The organism is Bradyrhizobium sp. USDA 4011 (assembly GCF_054063415.1).
This window is the reverse complement of sequence record NZ_JBSSGG010000001.1, coordinates 7,505,030-7,526,777: the sequence shown is the minus strand read 5'-3', so window position 1 is coordinate 7,526,777 and position 21,748 is coordinate 7,505,030. Positions and strand designations below refer to the sequence as shown.

At 65.5% G+C, this 21,748-nt stretch carries 20 protein-coding genes; 11 read left to right on the top strand and 9 right to left on the bottom strand.

The features are described 5' to 3' along the window. Positions 1 to 2 precede the first annotated feature (2 nt). The 7 genes from ACVW1C_RS35535 to ACVW1C_RS35505 all read left to right on the top strand — a co-directional run bounded on the left by ACVW1C_RS35535 (position 3) and on the right by ACVW1C_RS35505 (position 8,620). Entirely contained in the window at positions 3 to 890 is an 888-nt protein-coding gene (locus tag ACVW1C_RS35535) for an ABC transporter permease (RefSeq protein ID WP_456762234.1), read from the top strand. Continuing rightward, a complete protein-coding gene (locus ACVW1C_RS35530; RefSeq protein ID WP_456762233.1) occupies positions 887 to 2,551 on the top strand; it encodes an ABC transporter ATP-binding protein in 1,665 nt (554 codons plus the stop codon). The genes ACVW1C_RS35535 and ACVW1C_RS35530 overlap by 4 nt, the downstream gene beginning before the upstream one ends. 262 nt (positions 2,552 to 2,813) lie before the next feature. After that, on the top strand, positions 2,814 to 4,334 hold the full coding sequence (locus tag ACVW1C_RS35525) for a M81 family metallopeptidase (RefSeq protein WP_456762232.1): 1,521 nt from the start codon (positions 2,814 to 2,816) through the stop codon (positions 4,332 to 4,334). A 5-nt stretch (positions 4,335 to 4,339) separates the two neighbouring features. Beyond that, the gene (locus ACVW1C_RS35520) at positions 4,340 to 5,512 is read left to right on the top strand and encodes a M20 aminoacylase family protein (protein WP_456762231.1); all 1,173 of its coding nucleotides are present in this window, start codon (positions 4,340 to 4,342) and stop codon (positions 5,510 to 5,512) included. Further along, positions 5,505 to 6,923 (top strand): amidase, encoded by a 1,419-nt coding sequence (locus ACVW1C_RS35515; RefSeq protein WP_456762230.1) that lies wholly within the window; start codon positions 5,505 to 5,507, stop codon positions 6,921 to 6,923. Before ACVW1C_RS35520 ends, ACVW1C_RS35515 begins: the two co-directional genes overlap by 8 nt. A gap of 135 nt (positions 6,924 to 7,058) precedes the next feature. Then, the gene (locus ACVW1C_RS35510) at positions 7,059 to 7,949 is read left to right on the top strand and encodes a crotonase/enoyl-CoA hydratase family protein (RefSeq protein WP_229169103.1); all 891 of its coding nucleotides are present in this window, start codon (positions 7,059 to 7,061) and stop codon (positions 7,947 to 7,949) included. Beyond that, positions 7,946 to 8,620: an esterase/lipase family protein gene (locus ACVW1C_RS35505; RefSeq protein WP_456762229.1), complete on the top strand. Its 675-nt coding sequence runs from the start codon at positions 7,946 to 7,948 to the stop codon at positions 8,618 to 8,620. The genes ACVW1C_RS35510 and ACVW1C_RS35505 overlap by 4 nt, the downstream gene beginning before the upstream one ends. 101 nt (positions 8,621 to 8,721) lie before the next feature. Here the strand turns inward: ACVW1C_RS35505 and ACVW1C_RS35500 are convergent, their stop codons facing one another. From ACVW1C_RS35500 to ACVW1C_RS35490, 3 genes are all read right to left on the bottom strand, one after another. After that, positions 8,722 to 9,693: an NADPH:quinone oxidoreductase family protein gene (locus tag ACVW1C_RS35500; RefSeq protein ID WP_456762228.1), complete on the bottom strand. Its 972-nt coding sequence runs from the start codon at positions 9,691 to 9,693 to the stop codon at positions 8,722 to 8,724. Then, positions 9,693 to 10,304 (bottom strand): DsbA family protein, encoded by a 612-nt coding sequence (locus ACVW1C_RS35495; RefSeq protein ID WP_456762227.1) that lies wholly within the window; start codon positions 10,302 to 10,304, stop codon positions 9,693 to 9,695. Before ACVW1C_RS35495 ends, ACVW1C_RS35500 begins: the two co-directional genes overlap by 1 nt. Before the next feature lie 100 nt (positions 10,305 to 10,404). Continuing rightward, positions 10,405 to 11,109: a glutathione binding-like protein gene (locus ACVW1C_RS35490; RefSeq protein WP_456762226.1), complete on the bottom strand. Its 705-nt coding sequence runs from the start codon at positions 11,107 to 11,109 to the stop codon at positions 10,405 to 10,407. A gap of 99 nt (positions 11,110 to 11,208) precedes the next feature. Between ACVW1C_RS35490 and ACVW1C_RS35485 the strand changes: the two genes are divergently transcribed. Next, positions 11,209 to 12,231 (top strand): methionine synthase, encoded by a 1,023-nt coding sequence (locus ACVW1C_RS35485; RefSeq protein ID WP_456762225.1) that lies wholly within the window; start codon positions 11,209 to 11,211, stop codon positions 12,229 to 12,231. Positions 12,232 to 12,247: 16 nt separating this feature from the next. Here the strand turns inward: ACVW1C_RS35485 and ACVW1C_RS35480 are convergent, their stop codons facing one another. The 3 genes from ACVW1C_RS35480 to ACVW1C_RS35470 all read right to left on the bottom strand — a co-directional run bounded on the left by ACVW1C_RS35480 (position 12,248) and on the right by ACVW1C_RS35470 (position 14,328). Beyond that, on the bottom strand, positions 12,248 to 12,871 hold the full coding sequence (locus ACVW1C_RS35480) for a hypothetical protein (RefSeq protein ID WP_456762224.1): 624 nt from the start codon (positions 12,869 to 12,871) through the stop codon (positions 12,248 to 12,250). Between the two features lie 170 nt (positions 12,872 to 13,041). Further along, complete coding sequence (gene gpt, locus ACVW1C_RS35475) at positions 13,042 to 13,569, bottom strand: xanthine phosphoribosyltransferase (protein ID WP_353701469.1); 528 nt, start codon at positions 13,567 to 13,569, stop codon at positions 13,042 to 13,044. 6 nt (positions 13,570 to 13,575) lie between these two features. Further along, the gene (locus ACVW1C_RS35470; protein WP_207830820.1) at positions 13,576 to 14,328 is read right to left on the bottom strand and encodes a competence/damage-inducible protein A; all 753 of its coding nucleotides are present in this window, start codon (positions 14,326 to 14,328) and stop codon (positions 13,576 to 13,578) included. Between the two features lie 227 nt (positions 14,329 to 14,555). Here ACVW1C_RS35470 and ACVW1C_RS35465 point away from each other — a divergent pair, with 227 nt between their 5' ends. The 3 genes from ACVW1C_RS35465 to ACVW1C_RS35455 all read left to right on the top strand — a co-directional run bounded on the left by ACVW1C_RS35465 (position 14,556) and on the right by ACVW1C_RS35455 (position 18,084). After that, positions 14,556 to 15,974 (top strand): circularly permuted type 2 ATP-grasp protein, encoded by a 1,419-nt coding sequence (locus ACVW1C_RS35465; protein WP_456762223.1) that lies wholly within the window; start codon positions 14,556 to 14,558, stop codon positions 15,972 to 15,974. Positions 15,975 to 16,144: 170 nt separating this feature from the next. After that, a complete protein-coding gene (locus ACVW1C_RS35460; RefSeq protein WP_173637388.1) occupies positions 16,145 to 17,089 on the top strand; it encodes an alpha-E domain-containing protein in 945 nt (314 codons plus the stop codon). 152 nt (positions 17,090 to 17,241) lie between these two features. Next, positions 17,242 to 18,084 (top strand): transglutaminase family protein, encoded by an 843-nt coding sequence (locus ACVW1C_RS35455; protein ID WP_456762222.1) that lies wholly within the window; start codon positions 17,242 to 17,244, stop codon positions 18,082 to 18,084. A 20-nt stretch (positions 18,085 to 18,104) separates the two neighbouring features. Here the strand turns inward: ACVW1C_RS35455 and ACVW1C_RS35450 are convergent, their stop codons facing one another. The 3 genes from ACVW1C_RS35450 to pdhA are packed head-to-tail and all read right to left on the bottom strand — an operon-like array spanning position 18,105 to position 21,317. Next, on the bottom strand, positions 18,105 to 19,226 hold the full coding sequence (locus ACVW1C_RS35450) for a dihydrolipoamide acetyltransferase family protein (RefSeq protein WP_456762221.1): 1,122 nt from the start codon (positions 19,224 to 19,226) through the stop codon (positions 18,105 to 18,107). Between the two features lie 20 nt (positions 19,227 to 19,246). Next, positions 19,247 to 20,227 carry an alpha-ketoacid dehydrogenase subunit beta gene (locus ACVW1C_RS35445; protein WP_456762220.1) on the bottom strand — a complete coding sequence of 327 codons (981 nt, stop codon included), beginning with the start codon at positions 20,225 to 20,227 and terminating at the stop codon, positions 19,247 to 19,249. Then, positions 20,220 to 21,317 (bottom strand): pyruvate dehydrogenase (acetyl-transferring) E1 component subunit alpha, encoded by a 1,098-nt coding sequence (gene pdhA / locus ACVW1C_RS35440; protein WP_456763256.1) that lies wholly within the window; start codon positions 21,315 to 21,317, stop codon positions 20,220 to 20,222. Before pdhA ends, ACVW1C_RS35445 begins: the two co-directional genes overlap by 8 nt. Positions 21,318 to 21,748: the final 431 nt, after the last annotated feature.

The window sequence follows — 21,748 nt, the reverse complement described above, 5'->3', positions numbered from 1 at the left end:
CAATGGCGATCGAAACCCTTCCCGAATCCTCCATCCCCGTCACCCGGCCGTTCCGCGTCAAGTTCGGCTTCCTGGCGTCGACGCCGATCATCGCGGTTGCGACGATCTGCCTCGTCCTGATCATCCTGATGGCGATCTTCGCGCCACTGCTTGCGCCGCACGATCCGCTGTTGCTGACGCCGTCGCAGCGGCTGAAGCCGTCGAGCGCGCAATACCTGCTCGGCACCGATGCGTATGGACGCGACCTGCTGTCGCGCGTCATCTATGGCGCACGGATCTCGCTCTTGATCGGGCTCGGCGCCGCCGTCTGCTCGATCGCCATCGGGCTCTTGATCGGCCTCGTCGCCGGCTTCTTCCGCTGGGTCGATGCCGTGATGATGCGCGTGATGGACGGCTTGATGGCGATCCCCGCCATCCTGCTCGCGATCGCCGTGGTGTCGCTGTCCGGCGCCAGCATCTGGACCGTGATGGTCGCGATCACCATCCCCGAGATCCCGCGCGTGGCGCGGCTGGTGCGCTCGGTGGTGCTGACCGCGCGCGAGGAGCCCTATGTCGAGGCCGCGATCTCGCTCGGCTCGAGCCTGCCGAAGATCATGTGGCGGCATTTGATGCCGAACACGATCGCGCCGCTGATCGTGCAAGGCACTTATGTCTGCGCATCCGCGATCCTGACCGAGGCGATCCTGTCATTCCTCGGCGCCGGCATCTCGCCGGAAACGCCGACCTGGGGCAACATCATGGCCGAGGGCCGCGCCTACTTCCAAATCAAGCCGTCGCTGATCTTCTGGCCGGGGCTGCTGCTCTCGATCGCCATTCTCAGCATCAACCTGATCGGCGACGCCGCGCGCGACGCGCTCGATCCCCGCATGAAACAGCGTGAGGGCAAGTGACCACAACCAACTCTGCCAACGTCGTCCTCGACATCAACAATCTCGTCGTCGGTCTCGGCCGCAAGGCTGACGCGCACCGCATCATCGACGACCTGTCGCTGCAGGTGCGCGAGGGCGAGACGCTCTGCCTTGTCGGCGAAAGCGGCTCGGGCAAGTCGGTGACCTCTTTGACCACGATGGGCCTGCTGCAGAAGGGCACGCTGGTGCCGTCCGGCGGCAGCGTCAAGCTGGTCGGCGAGGAACTGCTCACCGCGACCGACCGGCGGCTGCGCCAGCTGCGCGCGACGCGGATGGCGATGATCTTTCAGGAGCCGATGACCGCGCTCAATCCGGTGGTGCCGGTCGGCCGCCAGATCGACGAGGTGCTGCGCGCCCATACCGATCTCGAGTCCCGCGCGCGGCGTCAGAAGATCCTGGCGATGATGGAGCATGTGCGGCTGCCGGACGTGGAGCGCATCTTCTCGTCCTACCCGCACCGCCTGTCGGGCGGACAGCGCCAGCGCATCATGATCGCGATGGCGCTGGTGCTGGAACCGAAGCTCCTGATCGCGGACGAGCCGACCACCGCGCTCGACGTCACCACCCAGAAGCAGATCCTTACTTTGATCCGCGACCTGCAACGCGACCACGGCACAGCCGTCCTGTTCATCACCCACGACATGGGCGTGGTGGCGGAGATCGCCGACCGCGTCGCGGTGATGCGGCATGGCCGGCTGGTCGAGGCCGGCCAGCTGCAAGAGGTGCTGCGCAACCCGACGATGGAATACACCCGCAACCTGCTGTCCGCGGTGCCGAGCCTCGTGCCGCGCGCGCCGCGCCCGGACACGACCGAGCCGGTGGTGCTGGAAGCCAACGAGCTCAGCAAGGTCTACCGGGAGCGGTCGCTGTTCGGCAAACCCCGCGAGGTCGCCGCCGCCAGCAACGTCACCCTCACTTTGCGCAAGGGCCGCACGCTCGGCATCGTCGGCGAGAGCGGGTCCGGCAAATCGACGGTGGCGCGCTGCATCGTCCGCCTGATCGATCCGACCTCGGGCGGGGTGCGCCTCGTCGGCCGCGAGATCTCCGAACTGTCGCGCCGGCTGTTGCAGCCGCATCGGCAGAAGATCCAGATCATCTTCCAGGACCCCTACCGCTCGCTCAATCCGCGCGTCACCGTCGGCGAGAGCATCGCGGAAGGCCCGGTCAATTACGGCATGCCGCGCAAGGATGCGCTGGCGCGGGCCCGCGAGCTGCTCGAGCTCGTCCACCTGCCGCCCGACGCGATCTCGCGCTATCCGCACCAGTTCTCCGGCGGTCAGCGCCAGCGCATCGCGATCGCGCGCGCGCTGGCGCTCGACCCCGACGTGCTGGTGGCGGATGAGGCGGTGTCCGCGCTCGACGTCTCGGTGCAGGCGCAGGTTCTGAATCTGCTCGACGAAATCCAGCGGCGGCTCGGCATCGCGCTGTTGTTCATCACGCATGATTTGCGCGTCGCCGCGCAGATCTGCGACGACGTCGCGGTGATGCAACGTGGCCGTGTCGTGGAACAGGGACCGGCGGCCGAGGTGTTGACCAATCCGCAGCAGGCCTACACCCGTGCGCTGCTCGAGGCTGCGCCCGGGCGCGGCTGGGATTTTGCGAATTTCCGCCCGGTTTCGGAAGGCCTCGTGGCAACGGCCTAAGCCTTTAGCCGTAGCCTCAGTCTCAGCCTTGGTCTCTGCCTTGGCTTAGCGTTGGGCCTTTACGCCCATAGGGCATGCAAATCCGGAAGTGCTCGACGGCTTGCGCTTGGCGCGACGACACGCTTAACGTCGCGCGCTAGAGCGTGGGCCGGAAGGTGGACACCGGTTCGCCGGAATATCGCGCTCAAACCAATGAAACGAGATCGTGGCGCGAACCGTTCCGTTCGCATCATGATCGAAGAAACGTATCGAGACCAACTTGATGACCCGCATTGCCGTTGGCGGCTTCCTGCACGAGACCAACACCTTCGCACCGACGAAGGCAACCTATGACGCCTTCGTGCACGGCGGCGGCTGGCCGTCGATGACGCATGGCACCGAGTTGCTCAAGGTCATGCGCAAGATCAATGTCGGCCTCGCCGGCTTTGTCGAGGCCGCGGAAGCCAATGGCTGGGAGCTGGTGCCGACGATTTTCGCCGCCGCGAGCCCGTCGGCGCATGTGAGCAGGGACGCGTTCGAGCGGATCGTGACGGAAATGGTCGACGGCATCATCGCGGCCGGCCCTATCGATGCCGTCTATCTCGACCTGCACGGCGCCATGGTCACCGAGCATTATGACGACGGCGAAGGCGAGACACTTGCTCGCGTGCGCAAGGCCATAGGCAATGATCTCCCGCTGGTGGTGAGCCTCGATCTGCATGCGAACGTCTCGCCCAAGATGATCGAGCATGCCGATGCGCTGATCGCCTACCGCACCTATCCGCATGTCGACATGGCCGACACCGGCCGCGCCTGCGCCCGGCATCTGGCGCTGATGCTCAAGTCCGGACAGCGGTTTGCCAAGGCATTCCGGCAATTGCCGTTCCTGATCCCGATCAGCTGGCAATGCACCAACGACCAGCCGACCAAGGGCATCTATCAGAAACTTGCCGCCCTCGAGAGCGAGGCCGTTCCGACGCTGTCGTTTGCGCCGGGCTTCCCGGCCGCCGATTTCAGGGATTGCGGGCCGAGCGTATTCGCCTATGGCCGGACGCAAGCCGATGCAGATGCGGCGGCCGACAAGGTCGTCGCCCTGGTCGAGAGCCATGAGGACGATTTCGACGGCCGGATCTATTCGCCGGACGAAGGCGTGCAGCTGGCGATGGAACTGGCGAAGTCGGCCAGCAAGCCGATCATCATCGCCGACACCCAGGACAATCCCGGCGCCGGCGGCGATTCCGACACCACGGGCATGCTGCGCGCGCTGGTGCGCAACAAAGCGAGTGCCGCAACGGGCGTGATCTACGACCCGCAATCGGCGAAGGCCGCGCATGCTGCTGGCGTCGGCGCGACCGTCACGCTCGAGCTCGGCGGCAAGTCCGGCATTCCCGGCGACGCGCCGTACCGCGAGACCTTCGTGGTCGAACAGCTCTCGGACGGCAAGTTCGTTGCACCCGGCCCGTATTTCGGCGGCCGCGACATGGATATGGGGCCCTCGGCCTGCCTGCGGGTCGGCGACGTCCGCGTCGTCGTCGGCTCCTACAAGGCCCAGCTTGCCGACCAGTCGATGTACCGTTATGTCGGCATCGAGCCGACCACGCAGAAGATCCTGGTCAACAAGAGCTCGGTGCATTTCCGCGCCGATTTCGAGCCGATCGCCGAGAAACTGCTGATCTGCGCCGCGCCCGGCGCAATGCCGGCCGATACCGCCACACTGCCGTGGAAACATTTGCGTCCCGGCATTCGTATCAAGCCTAACGGCCCCGCTTTCACCCCCTCCTCCCCATCACGCACAAACGGATAGAGATCATGCCGACCATTGAGCGCATCGACAGTTTTGCCGACGAACTCACCGCCATCAGACGGGATCTGCATGCGCATCCCGAGATCGGCTTCGAGGAGGTCCGCACCTCCGGCATCGTCGCCGACAAGCTCACGAGCTGGGGCATCGAGGTGCATCGCGGCCTCGGCGGCACCGGCGTGGTCGGTGTGCTCAAGGGCAAGGGCAACAGCAGCAAGAAGATCGGCCTGCGCGCCGATATGGATGCGCTGCCGATGGAAGAGAACACCAATCTGAAGTGGCGCTCCACCATTCCCGGCCGCTTCCATGGCTGCGGCCATGATGGCCACACCACGATGCTGCTCGGCTCGGCGCGCTATCTCGCCGAGACCCGCAATTTCGACGGCACCGTGCATTTCATCTTCCAGCCGGCCGAGGAAGGCCTCGGCGGCGCCCGCGCGATGATCAAGGACGGCCTGTTCAAGCAGTTCCCCTGCGACGAGGTCTACGGCCTGCACAACGCGCCCGACCTGAACCATGGCGAGATCGCGATCCTGCCGGGCCCGGCAATGGCCGCGGCCGACTTCTTCGACATCAGGATCCAGGGCTACGGCGCGCATGGCGCGATGCCGGAGCGGTCCAAGGACGCGGTCGTGATCGCAATGACGCTCGGACAAGCGCTGCAGTCGATCGTCAGCCGCAACGTCGATCCGCTGCAGGCTGCGGTGCTGTCGATCACGCAGATCCATTCCGGGTCGGCGTACAACGTCATTCCCGGCGAAGCCTGGATGTGCGGCACGGTGCGCTGCTTCTCCGACGAGATCCGTGAGCTGATCCGCAAGCGGATGCGCGAAATCGCCGCCGGCTTTGCGACGGCCTATGACGCCGAAATCTCGGTCGAGATCCGCGACGGCTTCAGCGTACTGGTGAACCAGGAAGAGCAGTCCCGCGTCGTCGAGGAAGTCGCGCGCACCGTCGTCGATCCGGCAAAGGTGATCACCCGCTCGACCCCCAAGATGGGCAGCGAGGATTTCGCCGACATGATGCAGGCCGTTCCCGGCGCGTATTTCTGGGTCGGCCATGAGGGTTCGGTGCCCGTGCACAATCCCGGTTACGTTCTCGACGACAAGATCCTGCCGATCGGCGCCAGCATGTTCGCGCGCATCATCGAGAAACGCATGCCGGCAGGTGCGTATGCATAAGCCGAAAGCGGACACCATCACGTCGCTGCACGATCTCTCGGCCGTCGACCTGCTCGCCGGCTACCGTGCCAAGCAGTTCTCGCCGTCCGAGGTGCTGGAGGACATCATCTCCCAGGTCGCGACCTGGGAGCCGCACATCAAGGCGCTGTATCTGTACGACCCCGAAGGCGCGCGGAAGGTCGCGAAGGCCGCGACCGAGCGTTGGCAGCAGAGCGAGCCGGTCGGCACGCTCGACGGCGTGCCCGTCACCATCAAGGACAATGTCGCGACCAAGGGCCAGCCGGTGCCGCTGGGTGCCGCAAGCGTCAAGCTCGCGCCCGCCGAGAAGGATGCGCCGCCTGCCGCGCGGCTGCGTGAAGCCGGCTGCGTGATCTTCTCCAAGACCACGATGCCGGATTACGGCATGCTGTCGTCGGGGCTGTCGTCGTTCCATCCCCTCACCCGCAACCCCTGGGATGTCAGCAAGAATCCCGGCGGCTCGAGCTCCGGTGCCGGCGCGGCCGGAGCCGCCGGCTACGGCCCGCTGCATCTCGGCACCGACATCGGCGGCTCGGTGCGGCTGCCGGCCTGCTGGTGCGGCCTCGTCGCCCTGAAGCCGAGTCTCGGCCGCGTTCCGATCGACCCGCCCTATGTCGGCCGCGTGGCGGGGCCGATGACCCGCACCATCGACGACGCGACGCTGATGATGAGCGTGCTGTCGCGCCCGGATCGCCGCGACGGCATGAGCCTGCCGGCACTCGAGGTGAACTGGAAAGCGCTGGAAAAGTCGCCGCGCAAGCTGCGCATCGGGCTGATGCTCGATGCCGGATCCGGCCAGAAGGTCGAGAAGGAGGTTCGCGTGGTCGCCGTCAAGGCGGCGAAGGCGTTCGAGTCCGCCGGTGCCGTCATCACCGAGATTGACGGCATCCTGACGCCTGAGATGCTCGAGGGGCTCGACAATTTCTGGCGTGCGCGGACCTGGGACGAACTGTCGAAACTGTCGCAGGCCGACCGCGGCAAGACCCTGCCCTACATCCTCAACTGGGCCGAGGCCGGCGCAAAGCTCTCCGGCGTCGATGTGGTGCGCGGCTTCAACCAGACGATGGCGATCCGCGCGGCCGCTGCAAAACTGTTCTGCGAGGTCGACTACGTGATCTCGCCGGTGTCGCCCGTCGTGAACTTCCCGGCGGAATTCGCAGCACCACTGAACGACCCCGCAAAGCCGTTCGAGCACATCTGCTTTACCGTGCCGTGGAATATGTCGGAGAACCCGGCGCTGTCGATCAACGGCGGCTACGACAAAAAGGGCTTTCCGATCGGCGTCCAGATCATCGGCCGCCGCTTCGACGACATCGGCGTGCTCGGCATGGGCAAGGCGTTCGAAGGCCTGCGCGGCCCGCAGAAGCCGTGGCCGACGCCGCCGAAGAAGTAGCGCCTCAACGCAAATCGGGATGCGCGGAACCACACCGCTCATCCCTCTTCTTCACAAGGGATGATTGCCGGGTTAACTGGATGGAGACGCGCGCCAGCGCCGTTCATTCAAGAAAACCGAGAGGAAATCATCCCCATGGCGTATGAGACGATCAAGTACGAGGTCGCCGAGCAGATCCTGACCATCACGCTGAACCGGCCCGACAAGCTCAACGCCTTCAACGCCACGATGCAGCAGGAGCTGATCGACGCGTTCGACAAGGCCGACAAGGACGACGACGTCAGGGCGATCATCGTGACCGGCGAAGGCCGCGGCTTCTGCGCCGGCGCCGACCTTTCGTCCGGCGCCAACACCTTCGATCGCGATGCGCGGCGCGGTCCGGTCAAGCGCAATGCCGACGGCAGCGTCGACTACAGCGATCCGCAGGTGCGCGACGGCGGCGGCCAGGTGACGCTACGCATCTTCAAGTGCCTGAAGCCTGTGATCGCCGCGGTGAACGGCCCGGCGGTCGGCATCGGCGTCACCATGCAGCTTGCGATGGATATCCGCATTGCCTCGGAGGCCGCGCGGTTCGGCTTCGTGTTCTCCCAGCGCGGCATCGTGCCGGAAGCCGCCTCGAGCTGGTTCCTGCCGCGCATCGTCGGCATCTCGCAGGCGCTGGAGTGGTGCTACTCAGGCCGCGTCTTCCCGGCCCAGGAAGCGCTCGCCGGCCGTCTCGTCAGCAAGGTGGTGCCGCCGGAGGATCTGCTGCCGACCGCGCGCGCGCTCGCCAAGGAATTCGCGGCCAAGACCGCGCCGGTGTCGGTGGCGCTGATCCGCCAGATGATGTGGCGCATGATGGGCGCCGACGATCCGATGGAGGCGCACAAGGTCGACAGCCGCGGCATCTATGCCCGCGGCCGCTCCGAGGACGTCAAGGAGGGCGTGGTGTCGTTCCTGGAAAAGCGCCCGGCACAGTTCAAGAACAAGGTGTCATCGGACATGCCCGACTACTTCCCGTGGTGGCAAGAGCGCGACTATAAGTGAGCGAACGGCGTCCCGCGGCGTCCACTCCTGACGGCGTTGTCCTGCTGCACGGCATCAGCAGGACGGCGCGCTCGTTTCGCAGGATGGAGCTGGCGCTCAGGGATGCCGGTTTTGCCACCCTCAATCTCGACTATGACAGCCGGCGCAAAGGACTCGATGCGCTGGCCGAGGATATCCACCCCTCACTCGATCGCTTCGCGCAGAGCCTCGATGGCTCCGTGCATTTCGTCTGCCATTCGATGGGCGGCCTGCTCGCCCGCGTCTACCTCGCACGACATCGCCCCGCGCGGCTCGGCCGCGTCGTGATGCTGGGCACGCCGAACGGCGGCAGCGAGATCGCCGACCGCCTGAAACACCTCGCGGCCTATCGTGCCTTCTTCGGCCCGGCTGGCCAGCAGCTCGTCACCCGCCGCGATGCCGCGACCAGCGCGCTGCTGCCGGCGATCGATTATCCCGCCGGCATCATCGCCGGCAACCGCTCGGTCTATCCGATCACGTCGATGGGCCTGCCGCGGCCGCATGACGGCCGGGTGTCGGTCGCCAACACCCGGCTCGACGGCATGGCCGATCACATCGTGATCCGCACCTCACATCCCTGGCTGGTGCGCAACCGCGAGGCGATCGCGCAGACGCTTGCGTTTTTGCGGAATGGGAAGTTCGCAAAGGCGTAACCGTCATTGCGAGAAGCGAAGCGAGGTGAGCATGGATTGCTTCGTGAAGCCTGTCATCGGGCGCGCGTTCGCGCGACCCGTTGGCTCGCCATGACGAACCACTACATCATCAACGCCACACGGCCGATCGCCTTGCGCTCGATCAGGAGCCGCATCGCCTTCGCGTAGTCCTCCAGCGGCAGCCGGTGCGAGATATTTGGCCGCACCCGGCCGGCCTCGGCCCATTCGCTCAGCGCCTTGACCCTGACCTCGCCGAGCGCGGGGTCCTTCCGCACCGCCTCGCCGGCGCGAACGCCGAGCACGCTCGCGCCCTTGATCATCAGGAGGTTGGTGCGCGCAAGACCGATGCCGCCGGTGAAGCCGACGACGAGAATGCGCGCGCCCCAGTTGATGCAGCGCATCGAGTTCTCGAACACCTCGCCGCCGACGGGATCGAACACCACATCGGCGCCGCGGCCGTCGGTGAGACGCTTGACCGCATCGCGGAACGGCCCGCGCGCGTAGAGCACGAGATGATCCGCGCCACGTTCTTTGGCAATCGCAAGCTTCTCCTCGCTCGAGGCCGCCGCGATCACGGTGGCGCCGAGCAGCTTGCCGATCTCGACCGCGGCAAGCCCGACGCCGCCGCCGGCGCCATGCACGAGCAGCACCTCGCCCGGCTTGATCTGCCCACGGTCGATCAGCGCGTGATACGCCGTGCCGTGCGCGGCAAGGAAGGTCGCGCCTTCCGCATAGTCGAAGGTCGACGGCACCGGCACGAGCTGCGACGGCGTCGCGACAGTCTCATCGCAATAGGCGCCAAAGCGCATCTTGACGATCACCTTGGCGCCGACGGCGACACCGGCAGCTTCATTGACCTCGACGACATCGCCGGCGGCCTCCGAGCCCGGCGTGAACGGCAGCGCCGGCTTGAGCTGGTACTCGCCGGCGGCCATCAGGATGTCGGGAAAATTGATCCCGGCGGCACGGATCGCGACGCGCACCTGCCCCGGCTGCAAAGGCACCGAGGCAAAATTCTCCAGCTGAAGGCGCTCCGGCGGGCCGAGCTCACGGCAAACGACAGCTTTCGGCATCAGGCGGCGCGTGCCTTGAGGCGGGCCAGCGCCTCGCGGATCAGCGGCAGGCGGTCGTTGCCGAAGTACATGTCGGTCTTGTCGAGATAGATCGTGGGCGAGCCGAAGCCGCCGCGCGCCATCACCTCGTCGGTGTTGGCCTTGAGCTGGTCCTTGATCGCCTGGTCGCCGATGCCGGCCAGGAATTGCGCCGGGTCGATCCCGACCTTGCTGCAAATTTCGGTCAGCACCGCATCCTGCGAGATGTCCTTGTCGTCACCCCAATAGGCCTCGAACACGGCGCGGGCGAATGGCACCATCTTCTCGTTGCCGAGCCAGATGCAGCCGCGCATCGCCTTGACGCTGTTCACCGGGAACACGGTCGGCGGCATCTTGATCGCAAGGCCGGCCGAGCGCGCCCAGTCGGCGAGATCCTTTTTCATGTAGCGCGCCTTCAGCGGCACCGGCTTCTCGCGCTGGGCGTAGACCGACGGATTGACGGTGTTGAAGATGCCGCCGACCAGGATCGGCCGCCAGGTGATGGGCGCACCGAACTCCTTCGCGATCGGCTGGATGTTGTGCCAGGCCAGATAGGTCCACGGGCTGGAACAGTCGAAGAAGAATTCGATCATTGGCGTTTCCTTTTGTCTTTTCCATAGTCATTGTCGTCATTCCGGGATGCGCTGCAAGGCGCGGACCTCGCGACTGTGTCGCGCCGCGGAATAACTGACATTAATTCTTCTCGACCAACTCCTTCGCACGCTGGCCGAACATGTTCTTGCGTGATTCCTCGTCAAACGGCTCCTTGACGAATTTTCCGATCGCAAGGCCCGCCTGCACCTGCGGGCGGGCGCGCACGGTGGCGTACCAGCGCTTGATGTTTGGGTAATCGTCGAGGGTGAAGCCCTGCGCCTTGTGGGTCATTGTCCAGGGAAAGCAGGCGATGTCGGCGATCGAATAGTCATCGCCGGCGATATAGGCGCCGGTCCTGCCGAGCTGGCGGTCGAGCACGCCATAGAGCCGTGCGGTCTCGTCGCGGTAGCGCTCGATCGCGTAGGGAATCTTCTCGGCGGCATAGAGCGCGAAATGGCCGTGCTGGCCGAGCATCGGCCCGAGGCCGCCCATCTGCCACATCACCCATTGGATGACGTTCGACCGCGCACGCAGCTCCCGCGGCAGGAAACGGCCGCTCTTGTCGGCGAGATAGATCAGGATCGCGCCGGTCTCGAACACCGAGAACGGACCGCCGCCGTCGGCGGGCGCATGATCGACGATCGCAGGGATACGGTTGTTCGGGCTGATCGCCAGGAATTCGGGCCGGAACTGCTCACCGGCACGGATGTTCACCGGGATCACCCGATAGGGCAGCCCCAGTTCCTCCAGCATGATCGAGATCTTCCAGCCGTTCGGCGTCGGCGCGTAGTGCAGGTCGATCATCGGCGTCCACTTCCCCGTCACAAAGACTTTTGTTGTTCTGTACCTCCACTCTAGGACATGGCACACAGGCGCTCAATCAGAACCCAGCGGGAGGCACCCATGCTGTTTCCAACCACGATCGCAGGCTCCCTGCCGAAGCCGGAATGGCTCGCCGAGCCGAACATGCTGTGGGCCCCCTGGAAATCCGAAGGCGCCGAACTCGCCCGCGCCAAGCGCGATGCCACGGTGCTTGCGGTCAAGCTGCAAGAGGATGCCGGCATCGACATCGTCACCGAAGGCGAGCAGGCGCGCCAGCACTTCGTGCACGGTTTCCTGGAGCGGATCGAGGGCATCGACTTCGCCCACAAGGTCGAGATGGGCATCCGCAAGGACCGTTACAAAGCCATGGTGCCGCAGGTGGTCGCGCCGCTGGAGCTCAAGGGCCGTGTCCACGAGGCAGAGGCGCGGGCGGCGCGCGCCCACACCAAAAACAAACTGAAATTCACCCTGCCGGGCCCGATGACGATCATCGATACCATCGCCGACAAATACTACGGCGACCGCGTCAAGATGGCGTTCGCGTTCGCGGAGCTGTTGAATCAGGAAGCCAAGGCTTTGCAGGCCGACGGCGTCGACATGATCCAGTTCGACGAGCCTGCCTTCAACGTCTACATGGACGAGGTCCGCGACTGGGGCATCAAGGCGCTGGAGCGCGCCGCCGAAGGCCTGACCTGCGCCACCGCCGTGCATATCTGCTACGGCTACGGCATCAAGGCCAACACCGACTGGAAGCAGACGCTCGGCGGCGAGTGGCGGCAATATGAAGAGACCTTCCCGGTGATCGACAAGAGCACGATCGAGCAGGTCGCGATCGAATGCCGCAACTCGAAGGTGCCGATCGAGCTGCTCGCCGCGCTCCCCGGCAAGATCGTGCAGGCCGGCGTGATCGACGTCGCCAGCGACGAGGTCGAGACCGCGGAAGATGTCGTCAAGGTAATCGAGGCCGTCGCGAAACACGTGCCGAAGGGCAACATCATTGCGACCACCAATTGCGGCATGGCCCCGATGCGGCGGGACATCGCCGAAGCCAAGCTGATCGCGCTCGGCGACGGCGCGAAACTGGCAAGGCAGCGGCTGGCCTAAGCTCAACGCCGGCGGTTCAGCCCAAAGCAGCTATCGCGCTCGGATGCAGCACCGGCCGGTAGCCGGCCTGAAACGCGCGGACGGTCGATGGCGGCGTCAGCAGCATGGCGGGAGCGGTCACGTCGGACCGCTCGTAACCCGCGAACGACCAGCGCAAGGTCTCGCCACCGGCAACGAGGTAGCTCTCGCCGTTCGCCTGCACCATCGCGCCGTCAGGTAGCGCGGCGAGCGGCACCGGCAGCGGATGCAGCCGCTTCTTGCCGCGGTCGAGCCGCTCGGCATGCAGCACCGCATCCATCGCCTTGGCGCTGAGATCGCTCGTGCCGTTACCCTCCTCCCACGCGGCGCGAAACCGCTTGGCGTCGTCGCGGCGACAGTAGAAGCAGGGCCGGTGGCCGGCCGCGAATGCGGTCGCTTCATCGAGGAAGAACAGCTCGGTCCAGCTCTGTTGGCTCATCACCTCGCGCCGCCGTCCCCTGAACTCGCAGACGCAGGTGAGCCAGGCCGGGCTCGACCAGCGCTTGTTCAAGAGCGTCCGCGTCGCGGGATCGTGGATGATGCCGCGATTGCCGGTGAAGGTGCCGCGATGTTCGGACGCGATGATGTCGCCTGTCGGGGTGACGCGGTTTTGCAGGGGCATGCTTCTGACTTCCCCCTCGCCCCGCTCTTGCGGGGAGAGGGTCGGGGTGAGGGGCTGTGTCCGCAAAGATAGTGAGAGATGAACTCGCGGTGAGTCCCCCTCACCCGGATCGCATTGCGCTGCGCTGCATGCGATCCGACCTCGCCCCGCAGGCGGGGCGAGGTGACTCTTTAGGCCGCGCCGTCGCGGATCGGCGGCTGGAACGAGAGCGCGGTATCCCAGGGAAAGAAGATCCAGGTGTCCTGCGACACCTCGGTGATGTAGGTGTCGACCAGCGGCCGCCCCTTCGGCTTGGCGTAGACGGTGGCGAAATGCGCGTCGGGCAGCAGCTCGCGCACCAGCCTGCCGGTCTTGCCGGTATCGACGAGGTCGTCGACGATCAAGAGCCCCTTGCCGGTGCCGCCGCCGAGCTTGGCGGTCTGCTCCGAAATGCCCTTGAGCACTTTCAGGTCGCCTTGCTTGTCATGGTCGTAGCTGGCGACGCAGACGGTATCGATCACCCGCAAGCCGAGCTCGCGCGCCACGATCGCCGCCGGCACCAGCCCGCCGCGGGTGATCGCGATCACCGCGTGGAACGGGCCGACCTCGTTGAGCCGCCAGGTCAGCGCCCGGCAATCCCGATGGAATTGATCCCACGAGACCGGGAACGGCCTGCCGGCCCGATCCTGCGCGCTTGGTTCAGAATTTCGTTCAACCATGTCGCCTCAACCCGCCGGCTTCTTCTGCGCGGCCTGCACCTGCTTCAGCATCTCCTTCACCGCGGCCATCGCCGCGGCGAGCTTCTCCGGATCGCGCGAGCGCACCACCAGATTGGTGTTCGGCTTCTGGTTCTCGTCCTGGAACGGATAGCTGCCGATGATGGTGTCGGGATTGGCTTCCGCGATCGCCCGCAGCGGGCCGCCGATGTCGCCTTCCCGCGCGTCGGCGCGGACCGAGTCCGACAGCATCCGCACGCCGGATTTCAGGGTCGGCGCCACGATGTCCATCATCGCCTGCATGATGGTGGGGATGCCGGCCATCACGATGACGTTGCCGAGCTTGAAGCCCGGCGCCAGGATGGTCGCACTCTGGATCAGCTCGGCGCCGTCGGGCACCCGGGCCATCCGCAGCCGCGCCTCGTTGAGGTCCTGCTCGGTCCAGCGCTCCCTGAACCGCGCCACCACATCAGGATGATGGTGGATCTCGACCCCGAACGCCTTCGCCACGCTGTCGGCGGTGATGTCGTCATGGGTCGGCCCGATGCCGCCGGTGGTGAACACGTAGGTGTATCGATGCCGCAGCGCATCGAGGGCAGACACGATATCGGCCTCGTCATCGGCGACGACGCGGACCTCCTTCAGGTCGATGCCGATATTGGTCAGATATTCGGCGATGAAGCCGATGTTCTTGTCCTTGGTCCGGCCGGACAGGATCTCGTCGCCGATCACCAATATCCCCGCCGTGACGATCTCGCTCATGGTCCCATTTCCTTAAACTTGATCCCCTGACATTGCCGATCCAATGCCTTGATGTCACGGGGTTTTGCCGCCGAATTAAGCAGACCTCAGCCGGTTTTTCGGGCAGGCCTTCCGCCATCCCCCTAGCAAATGCCGCAAGCCAATGCATATCGCGCTGGCCCGCCCCTTGCTACCATCCCGTCAAGTCATGCACTGTGTCACATGGCTTGGGAGGGCAGTCGGGATATATGGCAGTCGCGTTCGATGAGATGAACGGCCTCGGCGAGGATCTCCGCCCGGCCTACCAGGAGCTCTCCCGCTGGCTCAAAGAAACGCCGCCGGACGCGCTCGAATATCGGCGCCAGGAAGCGGAGCTGCTGTTCCGCCGGATCGGCATCACCTTTGCGGTCTACGGCGATTCCGAGGCCCAGGAACGGCTGATCCCGTTCGACGTCATCCCGCGCATCCTGTCCGCGACCGAGTGGACGCTGCTGGAGAAGGGCCTCAAGCAGCGCGTGCTCGCGCTCAACATGTTCCTCAAGGACATCTATCACGGCCGCGATATCCTGCGCGCCAACGTCATCCCGGAAGCCCTGATTTTCCAGAACCCGGTGTTCCGGCCGGAGATGAACGGCCAGGACGTGCCGCACGACATCTACGTCCACATCGCCGGCATCGACATCATCCGCACCGATCCGGACAATTTCATCGTTCTGGAGGACAATGCGCGCACGCCGTCCGGCGTCTCCTACATGCTGGAAAACCGCGAGATCATGATGCGGCTGTTTCCGGACCTGTTCGCGCGGCACCGCGTCGCGCCGGTCGAGCGCTATCCGGACGAGCTGTTGTCGGCGCTGCGGTCGGTGGCGCCGCACAGCGCCTCAGCCGAGCCGACGGTCGCGCTGATGACGCCCGGGGTCTACAACTCGGCCTATTACGAGCACTCGTTCCTGGCCGACAAGCTCGGCATCGAGCTGGTCGAGGGGCGCGACCTCATCGTCAAGAACGACGAGGTGTTCATGCGCACCACCGAGGGGCTGAAGCGGGTCGACGTGATCTACCGCCGTGTCGACGACGACTTCCTCGATCCCCTGACCTTCCGTCCGGATTCCGCGCTCGGCGTCCCCGGGCTGATGTCGGCCTACGCCGCCGGCAACATCACGCTCGCCAACGCGGTCGGCACCGGCATCGCCGACGACAAGGCGATCTATTCCTACATGCCCGACATCGTGAAGTTCTACCTCAGCGAGGAGCCGATCCTGAAGAACGTGCAGACCTGGCGCTGCCGCGAGGCGCAGGATCTGTCCTACGTGCTCGACAACCTCGCCGACCTCGTCGTCAAGGAGGTGCACGGCTCGGGCGGCTACGGCATGCTGATCGGACCTGCCGCCACCAAGGCGACCATCGAGGCGTTCCGCGACAAGCTCAAGCGCGAGCCGGAGGGCTTCATCGCCCAGCCGACGCTGGCGCTGTCGACCTGCCCGACCTGCACCGACAAGGGGCTGGCACCGCGCCATGTCGACCTCCGCCCGTTCGTGCTGACCGGCTCCAGCCACACCACCATCGTGCCCGGCGGCCTGACCCGCGTCGCGCTGAAGGAAGGCTCGCTGGTGGTCAATTCGAGCCAGGGCGGCGGCACCAAAGACACCTGGATTCTGAGTGAGTGATTTGAAGCCCAACGCGCTGCGCGAGACCTCCCTCCCCCTGCAAGGGGGAGGGTCGGGGTGGGGGTCGGCCGCATACGCCGAATGGAGAGAGGACCCCCACCCGCCGCTGCGCGTCGACCTCCCCCTTTCAGGGGGAGGTGAAACACGTTTCGTCTTGTAGGGACTATCGCATGCTGTCGCGCACCGCCGAAAACCTGTTCTGGCTGGCCCGTTATGTCGAACGTGCCGAGTACCTCGCGCGCACGATCGACGCCACGCTCCGTGTCACCGCATTGCCCGCGGCCTATATCGGCAAGACCAATGAGTGGGATTCCGCGCTGCTCACCGCCGGCGTCGGCGCGGCCTTCTACGACCATTACGAAGAAGCCAACGAGCGCAACGTCGTCGAGTATCTGTCCTTCTCGTCGGAAAATCCCTCCTCGATCAAGAACTGCATCGAGGCCGCACGGCTCAATTCGCGTTCGGTGCGCACCGCGCTGACGTCGGAGATGTGGGACACCATCAATTCATCGTGGATCGAGCTGCAGGCAGTCTGGAACAAGGGTCCCGCCAACCGCGAGGAGCTGGCGAAATTCCTGCGCTTCGTGCAGGAGACCTCGCTGCGCTTCGACGGTTCGGCCTACCGCACCATGCTGCGCAACGACGCCTACTGGTTCTCGCGGCTCGGCGTGCATCTCGAGCGCGCCGACAACACCGCCCGCATTCTCGACGTCAAGTATCACATGCTGCTGCCCGAGGAGGAGCATGTCGGCGGCCCGCTGGATTACTACCAGTGGACCTCGATCCTGCGCTCGGTGTCGGCAACGACCGCCTATCACTGGGTCTACCGGGAAACCCTGAAGCCCTGGCTGATCGCCGACCTCCTGATCCTCAACGACACGCTGCCGCGCTCGCTCGCCAGCTGCTACAGCAACCTGGTGCGCAATCTCGACCAGATCGGCGTCGCTTACGGCCGCCAGGGCGCCGCCCAGCGCCACGCCCGCGGCATCAGGAACCGGCTCGAGCACAGCCATATGGACGATATCTTCCAGCACGGCGTGCATGAATTCATCCAGGAATTCCTTGCGGATAATTCGCGGCTGGGTGAGATCATCGCCAAGCAATATTTGATCTGACCACCGCGGCGGGAAACGCGCTCAAAATGTCGTCATGACCGGGTCTGTCCCGGTCACCCATGTCTTGCTTTCGCGGCCGATTAGGAAGAAGACGTGGGTGCCCGGGGCATGATGTTCCTGCCCCAGAAGACCGACTGAACTCCGGTTGAGCCATGCGCCTGCGGATTGCCCACACCACCACCTATCGCTACGAGCCGGCCGCCTCGGGCGTGATCCAGATTCTGCGGATGACGCCGGGTAGCCATGACGGCCAGTATGTCGCCGACTGGCAGATCGACGTCTCGACCGATTCCCGGCTCGACACCCACGAGGACGCGTTCGGCAACGTCACCCATGTGCTGACGCACGGTTCGATCACCGACCTTACGATCCATTGCGAGGGCCTGGTCGAGACCCAGGACACCGGCGGCGTGCTGAAAGGCACCGACGAGCGGTTTCCGCCGAGCCTGTTCCTGCGCGCCACGCCGCTGACCGACCTCAACCCGGCGATGACGAGTTTCGTGCGCGAGCTGCGCGCGGAGGCCGGCGCCGACGTGCTCGGCTTCCTGCACGCGGTGATGGTGCAGATCTACGAGCACATGACCTTCGACGAGGACCCGACCAACAGCGCGACCTCGGCCTCCGAGGCGTTCGCGCTGAAGCGCGGGGTCTGCCAGGACTACGCGCACATCCTGATCGCCTGCGCGCGCGCGGGCGGCGTTCCGGCGCGGTTCGTCTCCGGCCACTTCCTGCGCTCCGACGGCATGGTCAACCAGCAGGCCGGGCACGCCTGGGCCGAAGCCTTCGTGCCCGACCTCGGCTGGGTCGGCTTCGACGCCGCCAACGGCATCTGCACCACCGATGCCCATGCCCGCGTCGCGATCGGCCTCGATTATCTCGGTGCCGCCCCGGTCCGCGGCACCCGCTATGGTGGCGGCAACGAGACGCTGACGGTCGCGGTCAAGGTCGACCAGGCCGGCCGCCCCGGGCAGTGGCAGAGCCAGACGCAGTCCTAAGCCGCCGCCAGCATTCTCTCTCATTCTGAGGAGCCGCGGAGCGGTGTCCCGCGCTCAAGGTCGGATTTGAGGACCACCAGGAAACGGGCCGCTTCGCCGCCGGTCACCACCCGATGGTCGAAGGTGAGCGATAGCGGCAACGTGCGTCTGACCGCAACCTGGCCCTGATGCGCGACCACGCGCTCCGAAATCCGCCCGGCGCCGACGATCGCCGTCTGCGGCGGCACGATGATGAGATTGGCGAAGCGGCCCCCGATCATTCCGAAGTTCGAAAGCGTGATCGTCGCACCACGCAGCTCTTCCGGGGGTATCGCGCGCGCGATCGCGTCGGCGCGCAGGCGATCGAGCCCAGCCCGCAGGTCCGATACGGTCCGCTCCGCGACGTTGCGCAGCACGGGAACGATCAGGCCGCCGCCGGTGTCGACAGCGATGCCGAGATCGATGCGCTCGATCAGACGCCGCTCTCCCGAGCCGGAATGATACCAGGCGTTGAGCGCGGGCTCTGCCTTGCATGCCGCGGCGATCGCACGCACCAGACGGATTGTCACGTCCTCGTCCCGGCGCCAGTCGTTGATGTCGGCTTCATCGGTGACCGTCGCAGGCACGATTTCCGCATGCGCCGCCGTCATGCGCTGGGCCATCGCGCGGCGCAGGCCGCGCAGCGGCTCGGCGGGTCCGCGGTGAGACATCCGCTTTGCCGCCCGCTCGACATCGGCCCGCGTGATCGTGCCGCCGGGCCCCGTCGCCTCGACGAGATCGAGCGCGACGTCAAGCTTGCGCGCGAGCGCGCGCACCGCCGGAAATACCTGAGCGCCCTCCCCGCCGAGCGCCGTCGAAGCAACTGCGGCCGCCGGCGGTTGCTCGCCGGTGCCGAGTTCGCCCACAATCGTGCCGGTATCCTCCTCGGCGCCTTCGGCAAACTCCACGAGCGGTGCGCCGACCTTCACGATATCGCCCTTGGCACCGAACAGACGCGCGATGCGCCCGTTCGACGGCGCCGGTATCTCGACAATCGCCTTGTCGGTCTCGACCGAGACGAGCGGCTGGTCGGTCACGACATGGTCGCCCTCGTTGACGTACCAGGTAACGATCTCCGCTTCCTCTAGACCTTCACCAAGATCCGGCAGCGTGAACTGGTGCATGGGACAAGATCCGTCGGTGTTCAGTTGTACTGGCAGGTCTTTCGGGCTGCCGCCACGATCCGTCCGACCGACGGCATGTAGCGTTGCTCGAGGCGGGCCATCGGGATCACCGTGTCGTAGCCGGTGACGCGGATCACGGGTGCGAGCAGCGAGGACAGTCCGCGCTCGGCGATCTTGGCTGCGATCTCCGCGCCAAATCCGCCGGTGTGCGCCGCCTCGTGCACGATGACGCAGCGCCCGGTCCTTGCGACCGACCCGAGCACGGTGTTTTCATCGTAGGGCTTCAGCGTGGCGAGGTCGATGACCTCGGCGGCGATGCCGTCATCGGCAAGCGTGTCCGCTGCGGCCATCGTTTCCTTCAACATCGCACCCCAGCTGATCAGCGTGATGTCGCGACCTTCCCTGAGGACAAAGGCGTGATCGAGCGGCAAGGCTTCGCCATTGTCCTCCACATCGCCTTTCGCCGCGCGGTACAGCCGTGTCGGCTCCAGGAATACCACCGGATCGGGATCGCGGATCGCGGCGAGGAGAAGTCCATAGGCCCGCTCCGGTGACGAAGGCATGACGACACGCAAGCCCGGAATGTGGGCGAGCATCGCCTCGGTGCTCTCGGAATGATGCTCGGGCGCGCGAATGCCGGCTCCATGCGGCGAGCGCAGAACCATCGGACAGGTGAGCCGCCCCTGGGTACGGTTGCGCATTCGAGATGCGTGGTTCACCAGCTGATCGAGACAGGGATAGATGAATCCCATGAACTGGATCTCGCCGACCGGCTTCAGCCCCTGCACGGCCATGCCGACACAGAGCCCGCTGATCAGAAGCTCGGCAAGCGGCGTATCAAGGACGCGCTCCGGACCGAAGCGCTCCTGCAAGCCAATCGTCGCGCGGAACACGCCGCCATTGACGCCGATATCTTCGCCGAGCACGACCACGTCGGGATCGTCAGCCATCGCGCGGCCGAGCGCCAGATTGACGGCTTCGACCAACGTCACTTCAGGCATCGTCCTCTCCCGCGAGTTCGCGACGCTGCGCGGCATAGGCCTCGGGCAGCTCGGCATAGAGGTTGTCGAACATGGTTTCTGGCCGGCGCGGCGGCGTCGCCAGATAGCGCTGCACCCCCGCCTCGATGCGCTCATGGCACTCGGCGGCAAGCCGCTCCTCGTCCGCCTTGGTCCACATCTTCTGACCCACGAGATAGGACCTGAGGCGCGCAATCGGCTCTTCCTTCCAATGCGCCTGGACTTCTTCGGCCGAACGATAGCGCAATGCATCATCTGACGTCGTGTGATCGCCAAGCCTGTAGGTGACCGCTTCGATAAAGTGCGGGCCCTTGCCGTCGCGGGCAGCGGCAATGGCCTCCTCGGCCGCCGCGCGCATCGCCACCACGTCGCACCCATCTACCTGCTCGCCGCTGAACCCGGCCGCGATAGCCTTCTGGGCCAGCGTTTCAGAGGCGGTCTGCAACCGCAGCGGCACCGATATGGCCCATTGATTGTTGGTGGCGACGAACACGAGCGGCAATTTGTGAACGCCGGCAAAATTCATGGCCTCGTAGACGTCGCCTTTCGAGGTAGCGCCGTCGCCGAACAGGCAGACGGCCACACGCGGCTGCTTGCGCAGCTTCAAGGCATAGGCCACGCCGGCGGCATGGGGCGCCTGCGATCCGACGGGAACGCAGAATGGAAAATCATGGACTGGACCGGAGAATTGGTTGCCCCGCTCATCGCCGCCCCAGAACAGCAGTATCTCCTCGGGCTTGACGCCACGCCAGAGCAGCGCGCCATTGTCACGATAGGAAGGCAGCAGAACGTCTTCTTGCCGCATCGCACTCGCAATGCCGACCGACACGGCTTCCTGGCCGAGCGATACGGCATAGGTTCCCAGCCGACCGGTGCGCTGCAACGCAACAGCCTTGCGGTCAAACAGCCGCAACAGCACCATCGACCGGTAGAGTTCGATCAGCAGCTTGGCATCGCTGGCGAAGGCGGGAAGCGGCCGGCTGATTGCGCCGTCCGGCGCGAGGTAGTTGCGGCGGCGCACCTCAAAGCGTGCAATGACGGGGAGCTCTTCGTTTGCTCTTTTGCTGGCCACGCTCACTCTCCTGGAGCGGTTCTGCCTGCCACGTTCAGCTATTTGGTGTTCGCGCCGCGACGATGCAATACCGCCGTAACTTCGCTCTGGGTGCAGGACCAGCTGACTTGCGCCTGATCACTTACGCCTGAGGACCTGCACCAGGTGGCTGCCCGGCAGGCGAAAGCCTGCTGTGTCCCTCATCCTTGTGCAGAGCGTGCGATCTCGACGCAGTGTTTTCGCTTACGTGAATTTCGTGCGAACACCGTGCCTTGCTACTGCGTTTGCGATCACAACGCGGCGAGCCCTCTTTCTCGGGCGAGCGACATGGCGTAATCTGCGCCGAGCTGCCCTTTGAGACGGGACGGGCCGACGTCTCCGTTTGACGGAACGGGCAGCGGTCAGGCCGTCGGCAGGCATCTCAGTCTGAACGCAGCGCCTGCCTTATGTGG